1 protein-coding gene is annotated in these 385 nt (G+C 47.0%); it reads right to left on the bottom strand.

The annotated features are described in order from the left end of the window. Nucleotides 1-385, bottom strand: a 385-nt coding sequence (locus HC175_RS20180; RefSeq protein WP_168139846.1) for an aminotransferase class V-fold PLP-dependent enzyme, incomplete at both ends; no start/stop codon positions are given.

Genomic DNA, 385 nt, shown 5'->3' with positions numbered 1-385 from the left:
GGCAAATGTCTTGTGCAGGTTGAGGTGACACACGTCGGCACCAATAGCTCCGGGACTTGTAAGACCTACCTGAGCGTTCATGTTTGCACCATCCATGTACACCTGTCCGCCGTTTTCGTGAATGATATTGATGACCTCAATAATTGCTGATTCAAAAACACCATTAGTAGAAGGGTAGGTCACCATTAAAGCTTCAAGATTGTCCTTGTGCTTCAAAGCTTTTTCTCTCAGGTCATCAACATCAATATTTCCGGATTCGGTAGATTTTGTTACCACCACTTTCATCCCGGCCATTACTGCCGATGCGGGATTGGTCCCGTGGGCAGAGGAAGGGATAAGGCAAATATTTCTGTGAGACTCGCCTCTGGATTCGTGGTAAGCGCGA

Source organism: Salinimicrobium oceani, from assembly GCF_012037645.1.
The sequence above is the reverse complement of the archived record's forward strand: the minus strand, read 5'-3'. Positions and strand labels throughout refer to the sequence as shown.